Below are 6,524 nucleotides of genomic sequence, written 5' to 3' on the forward strand. Positions count from 1 at the left end.
TTGATCTTCTGCTGGTTCTGCGGCTTGCGGGCCTCGTCCGCAACCTTCTTGGCCATGCCACCCTTGGCGAGCTTGCTCATGATTCCCATGCGGGGGTGGGTGCCCGCTGGGGCCGCGTCCATGCGTCGGCGGCCGGAGCTGTTCCGGCAGCGTCATGACGCCGGCCGCGGCTCCTCGTCGGCGTCCGCACCGGCACCGGGATCGCGGGCGAGCAGGTAGGTGGCCACGCCGAGGACGACCCCGGCGAGCGCGGAGAGCACGACGATCGCCGGCGTGCCGACGTCGCCCAGGACGGCGGTGAGCAGGTCCCGCGAGCGGGAGGTCGGGTCGGCGAGGACCACCCCGACGAAGACGGCGACCAGCACCCCGGCCCCGGCGGCGGCGACGTGCGCGAGCCGCCCGCTGAACCCCATGCGGTCGCTGACGCTGCGGGCGGCCTTCACGATGCGGCCGGCGCGCAGGATGCGCAGCGCCCCGACGGTGCGGACCAGCCGGAGGACCTGCACCGGGCCGAGGGCGAACACGACGGCGACGACCACCGCGGCGGTGAGCGCGAGCAGCCCGAGGTGGCCGCGGATCCAGGCGCGCTTGTCCTCGGCGACGGCCAGCAGGATGACGGTCTCGGCGACCAGCACCAGGCCGCTGAGCAGGTCGACGACGTGCCCCGCGGTGCCGAGCGTGCCCTCGGCGACGGTGAGGAACATCGCCGGGACCGAGGCCAGCGCCGCGACGAGGACCGGGAGGGCCAGCCGCTCCTGCCAGCGCTCCTCGCGGGTCTTCCCCGGGGCCCCGGAGGCGGATCGCCGAACGGGAGCGACCCCCGCCCGCGAGGTGTCGGCCTCGGGGTCGGGGGTCGCTCCGCGGCTGCGCACGGTGCGCCGGCGGGGTCAGCGGACGGCGCCGCGACCCTTGCCGCCGCCCGCGCCGCCGCTCTTGTTCTGGAAGTCCGCGATGAGCTTCTTGATCTTCGCCTGGTTCTCCGGCTTCTTCGCCTCCTGGAAGATCTTGGCCGCCACCCCGGACGCGATCAGCTTCCGCATCATTCCCATGTCTGCCTCCTCGTCGTCGCACCGGCGCACGCCGGTGCCTCTCGCCGTCCTCCGTGCCCCGGTGCGCCGCCGGTCAACCACACGACCGGGTGGCTCACCAGGTGTCGACGTGCGGGCGCACCCGCCCCGCCGGCCGCGGTGCGGCCGCCGCCTCGCGGGTGAGGGTAGCGATCCAGCGCCGGGTGCCGGCGGGGTCGATGACGTCGTCGATCTCCCAGTGGGCGGCGACGTTGAGCCCGCGACCGTTCTCGTAGGCGGCGGCGACGGCGGCCTGGTAGGCGGCCTCGCGCTCGGCGTCGTCCTCGATGGCGGCGAGCTCCCGGCGCATGCCCAGCCGCACCGCGCCCTCCAGGCCCATCGGGCCGAACTCGCTGGTGGGCCAGCCGACGGTGAACCGCGGCACCTTGGTGCTGCCGCCGGCCATCGCCTGCGCGCCGAGCCCGTAGGCCTTGCGGAGGACGACGGTCCCCATCGGCACCGACAGGTTGGCGCCGATGACGAACAGCCGGGAGAAGTGGCGCACGGTCGCCGTCTTCTCCGACTCGGGCCCGACCATGAAGCCCGGGGTGTCGCAGAGCGAGAGCACCGGCAGCCCGTGGGCGTCGCACAGCTGCAGGAAGCGGGCGGCCTTGTCGGCGGCGTCGGCGTCGATGGCGCCGCCGAGGTGGGTGGGCACGTTGGCGATGACGCCGAGCGGCGCGCCCTCGACCCGGGCCAGCGCGGTGACCATGCCGGCGCCCCAGCCGTCGCGGAGCTCGAGCACGCTGCCCTCGTCGGCCAGCGCGGACAGCACCGCCCGCACGTCGTACACGCGCTTGCGGTTCTCCGGCACCAAATGGCGCAGCAGCCGCTGGTCGGGTGCGGTCCAGTCGTCGACCGGGCCGGCGAAGTAGGAGAGGTACTGCCGGGCCGCGGCGACGGCGGCGGCGTCGTCGGCGACGCGGACGTCGACGACGCCGTTGGCGTGCTGGACGTCGATCGGCCCGATCTCCTCGGGTGCGACGACACCCAGGCCGCCGCCCTCGATCATCGCCGGGCCACCCATGCCGATGGTCGCGTCCTCGGTGGCGATGACGACGTCGCAGGTGCCCAGCAGCGCGGCGTTGCCGGCGAAGCAGCGGCCGCTGGCGATGCCGACGGTGGGCACCAGGCCCGAGAGCCGGCCGAAGAGGTGGAAGGCGGCGGTGTCGAGGGCGGAGACGACCGGGTGGTCGACGTCGCCGGGCCGCCCGCCCCCACCCTCGGCGAAGAGGACGACGGGCAGCCGCCGCTTCTCGGCGAGCTCGAACAGCCGGTCCTTCTTCAGGTGCCCGCGCATGCCCTGGGTGCCGGCCAGCACGGTGTAGTCGTAGGAGACGACGACGGCGGGGTGCCCGGCGATGTCGGCCAGCCCGCCGACGACGCCGTCGGCCGGGGTCCGCTCCTGCAGCTCCTCGCGGCTGCGGCGGCGCTCCTGCGCGGCGAAGACCAGCGGCCCGTACTCCAGGAAGCTGCCCTCGTCGACGAGGTCGGCGAGGTTCTCCCGCGCGGTGCGCCGGCCCTGGGCGTGCCGCTTGGCGACGGCGTCGGCGCGGTGCTCGTCCAGGCCGATCTCGTGGCGGCGGCGAACCTCGGCCAGGTCGGGGCGGTCGGCGTCCGGGTCGGGCGCGGCGACGTCGGCTGCGACGTCGCCGTCGGCGTGCGCCACCTCGGCCAGCAGCTGCCCCTCGCGCACGGTGTCGCCCACCCGCACCGCGACGCGCCGCACGGTCCCGCCGGCCGGCAGCGCGACGACGTGCTCCATCTTCATCGCCTCGAGGACGACGACCGCCGCCCCGGGCTCGAGCGTCGCGCCGTCCGCCGCCTCGATCGCGACGACGGTGCCGGGGACCGGCGCGCGCAACCCCTCGCCCACCTCGCCCACCTCGGCCGCCGGCGCACCGCTGCCCACCAGCTCGGCGAGGTGGTCCTCGACGAAGGTGGTGGTCGCACCGGCGGCGCCGGGGTGGGCGAGCAGGGCGCGGAGGAAGGCGGTGCTGGTCGGGACGCCGTCGACCCGCACCTCGCCGAGCGCCCGGTGCAGGTGGCGGAAGGCGTCGGGGAGCGAGCCGGAGCGCTCGTGCACGACCACCTTGGCCAGCAGCGGGTCGTAGCGGGGGCTCTGCTCGGCGCCCGGGCGGGCAGCGGTGTCGACGCGCACGCCCGGGCCGCCGGGGAGCGCGAGGGCGGTGATCGTGCCGGCGGAGGGGACGGCGCCGGCGGCGGTGAGCGTCTCGGCGACGACCCGCGCCTGCACCGCGGTGCCGACCGGCCGCGGCGCGCCGTCGGCCAGCCCGAGGTCGGTCAGCGTGGCGCCGGCGGCGACCCGCAGCTGCAGCCGCACCAGGTCCAGGCCCAGCGTCTCCTCGGTGACGGTGTGCTCGACCTGCAGGCGCGGGTTGCACTCGAGGAAGACGAAGCGGCCGGGGTCGTCGGCCGGGACGAGGAACTCCACGGTCGCCAGCCCCCGGAAGCCGGTGCCGACGACGGTGCGCGCTGCCTCGGCCAGCTCGGTGCGGACGCCGGCGGGCAGCGCGGGCGCGGGGGCGATCTCGACGACCTTCTGCCGGTTGCGCTGCAGCGAGCAGTCGCGGTCGCCGAGGGCGATCACGCTCCCCCGGCCGTCGCCGATCAGCTGCACCTCGACATGGCGGGCCCGCTCGACCAGCTCCTCGGCGAGCACCTCGGCGTTGCCGAAGGCGACGTGCGCCTCGCGCTGGACGGCGTCGAGCGCGGCGGCGACGTCGTCCCCCGGGCGGAGCATCCGCGTGGCCCGGCCGCCACCGCCGAAGCGTGCCTTGAGCATGACCGCGCCGACCTCGTCGAGGAGTCTCGCCACCGCGGCGGCGTCGCCGTCGGCCGCGCGCGGGACGGGCACGCCGGCCCCTGCGGCCCGGGTGCGGGTCAGCGCCTTGTCGCCGAGGACGGCCAGGTCCTCGGCAGCCGGCCCGACGACGGTGAGCCCGGCCTCCGCGCAGGCCCGGGCGAGGTGGGGGGTCTCGGAGAGGAAGCCGTAGCCGGGATGGACGAAGGTGCAGCCGGTGGCGAGGGCGGCTGCCACGATCGCGGCGGGGTCGAGGTAGGCGGCCGGCCCGCTGGCGGGGAGGACGTGCGCCTCATCGGCGGCGGCGAGGTGGGGCGCGTCGGGTTCGTCGGCGGCCGTGACGGCGACGGAGGCCCAGCCCTCGGCGGCGGCGGCGCGGGCGATGCGGACGGCGATCTCGCCGCGGTTGGCGATCAGCAGACGGGCCACCCGGCGATGCTGCCATGCACGGTCGCCGCGCTGTGGTGCCGGTCACCGTGGAGGTCGCTGCGGCCCGTCCTCCGCACGGCTACAGGTTCCCCCGGGCAAGTCGCGCTCTGCCCCGCCGGGGTGGGCAGAGACCTAGCGAGCGACCGACCCTCCCCGAGCTCGGTCGCGCTCTGCCCCGCCGCCGTGGGCAGAGACCTAGCGAGCGACCGACCCTCCCCGAGCTCAGTCGCGCTCTGCCCCGCCGCCGTGGGCAGAGACCTAGCGAGCGACCGACCCTCCCCGAGCTCAGTCGCGCTCTGCCCCGCCGCCGTGGGCAGAGAGCTAGCCGGCGACCGGCTTTTCCCAGAGCAGTCGCGCTCTGCCCCGCGGGTGTGGGCAGAGGGCGACTGTCCACAGGAAGGCACATGGGGTCGTGCCCTCCCCCGCCCAGCCGACAGGCTCGGCCGGTGCCCGAGGACCCTGCCCCGCAGCAGTTCGACCTGTGCGGCCTGATGCGGCGGATCCGCCGCCGGGCCGACCTCTCCCAGCGGGAGCTCGCGGAGCGGCTGGGCGTCTCGAAGTCGGCCGTCGCCGCCGTCGAGTCGGGCGCCCGCGGCATGGACGCCGCGCTGCTCGCGACGGCCGCCGCGCTGGCCGGCCTCCGTCTCGGCCTGCTCGACGACGACGGCCGGCCGGTCGCCGGCATGGCAGCGGGCACCGTCCGCGACAGGGCCGGTCGGCGGTTCCCCGCCCACCTCGACACGATGCTGAGCGAAGCCCGCGCGTGGCGGTGGGACCACCGGCCCCGGCAGCGGCAGCCGACGTACACCTTCGACCGGCGGCGCCCCTGGGAGGACGCCGCCGACCGCGCCCGCGACCGCCCGGACGACCACCTCGTCCCCCAGCCCGGCGACGCCCCGGAGGAACGCGCCGCAGCCCGGCGGGCCGCCGCCGCGCGACGGCGGCAGGAGGAGCGGCAGCGGCGCTTCGAGGCGGGCGCCTTCCGGCACCTCGACGACGGCTGGACGTGCACGTGCCCGCCGGGGTGCGACGACCTCGACGACCGGAGCGGCCGGCCGGTGCACGCGGAGGACTGCCCGTGCCGCTGCGACGTCGGCTGACGGTGCGCCTGAGGCGGGGTTACCCGGCGGTTCCCGGCTACGTCGGCGCGCGGAGGCACGCACGCAGCGTTGAGCCACGCCGCCACCGACGGAAGTACACGGTCGACAGCACTGCGTCACGGGATGCGTGAGCAGCCTCCCGGCGCCCGGCGCAAGCCCGGTGGTCGGCCCGCGAGTCGCGCGCGACGGGGCCCGGCGAGGCACCCCCCGCGCCCCCCGGCGGGCGGCGTGTCGGCCGCGTTGTGACCGTTCCGTGACCCACCTAGCGTTCCCCGCGGTCCGACCGGGCCCCCGCCGTCGCCATCCCCGGTGACACCCGGACGGACACCGCCGAACCGGGCGCCGGCACCTGCCGTCGTCCGGACCGGGGACCCACCGCAGTTCTGGGGTGAAGCGCCACCGGCCTGTCCGGGGCGCCGGGCGCGTTCCCCGCCCGAACCCGTCAGCTCACCCGGTAGGCGGTCACGGAGAACAGGAGACACCGTCGTCCATGACGACTACTCGCACGTCCACGACCCGTCGTTCCGCCCGCGGGGCCGTCCTCGCCCTGCTCACCGGTGCCGGCATCGCCCTCACCCCGTTCGCCGCCACCGCCTCCACCGGTGACGGCGGGGGCGGCACGGGCACCGTCGTCACCAGCACCGCCGTCGCCCCGAACCACGCCGCGCAGGTCGCCGTCGACACGGCCCTGGCCCAGCAGGGCAAGCCCTACGTCTGGGGCGGCACCGGCCCGGGCGGCTACGACTGCTCCGGCCTGACCTGGTCGGCCTACCAGGCGGCGGGCGTGGAGATCCCGCGGACCTCGGGCGCCCAGTCGACCGCGGGGGTCCACGTCGACCGCGCGAACCTGCAGCCCGGCGACCTGATCTTCTTCTACGACCCGGTCGGCCACGTCGGCATGTACATCGGCGACGGCCTGATGGTCCACTCGTCGACCTACGGCAACCCGGTCGCGGTCGTGCCGGTGGACTCCATGTGGGGCTACAACACCGCGCGTCGCGTCGTCTGACTGTGAGGCTGGCCGGGTCGGTCCTTCAGTGATGGGCTGACGGCCGGCAGCGGTGAGCGTGACCCGTCGTCTGACTGGCTTCGTGCCTTTGGCCG

The 6,524-nt window shown here is 76.2% G+C and carries 5 protein-coding genes and 1 riboswitch; of the genes, 2 read left to right on the top strand and 3 right to left on the bottom strand.

The window, feature by feature from the left end; translation table 11 throughout:
* Positions 1-152: 152 nt before the first annotated feature.
* From E9549_RS15840 to E9549_RS15850, 3 genes are all read right to left on the bottom strand, one after another.
* Positions 153-872 (bottom strand): hypothetical protein, encoded by a 720-nt coding sequence (locus E9549_RS15840; protein WP_236827514.1) that lies wholly within the window; start codon positions 870-872, stop codon positions 153-155.
* A gap of 15 nt (positions 873-887) precedes the next feature.
* Entirely contained in the window at positions 888-1,049 is a 162-nt protein-coding gene (locus E9549_RS15845; protein WP_236827516.1) for a hypothetical protein, read from the bottom strand.
* Between the two features lie 94 nt (positions 1,050-1,143).
* Positions 1,144-4,320, bottom strand: coding sequence for a carboxyl transferase domain-containing protein (locus E9549_RS15850; protein WP_236827517.1), 3,177 nt, complete (start codon positions 4,318-4,320; stop codon positions 1,144-1,146).
* A gap of 446 nt (positions 4,321-4,766) precedes the next feature.
* Between E9549_RS15850 and E9549_RS15855 the strand changes: the two genes are divergently transcribed.
* Together E9549_RS15855 and E9549_RS15860 are read left to right on the top strand one after the other, a co-directional pair.
* On the top strand, positions 4,767-5,420 hold the full coding sequence (locus E9549_RS15855) for a helix-turn-helix transcriptional regulator (protein WP_236827518.1): 654 nt from the start codon (positions 4,767-4,769) through the stop codon (positions 5,418-5,420).
* A 318-nt stretch (positions 5,421-5,738) separates the two neighbouring features.
* Positions 5,739-5,897: riboswitch (cyclic di-AMP (ydaO/yuaA leader) on the top strand.
* Between the two features lie 13 nt (positions 5,898-5,910).
* Positions 5,911-6,429 (top strand): C40 family peptidase, encoded by a 519-nt coding sequence (locus tag E9549_RS15860; RefSeq protein WP_236827520.1) that lies wholly within the window; start codon positions 5,911-5,913, stop codon positions 6,427-6,429.
* Positions 6,430-6,524: the final 95 nt, after the last annotated feature.

Source organism: Blastococcus sp. MG754426 (assembly GCF_021699055.1).
In the GTDB taxonomy this organism is placed as follows: domain Bacteria; phylum Actinomycetota; class Actinomycetes; order Mycobacteriales; family Geodermatophilaceae; genus Blastococcus.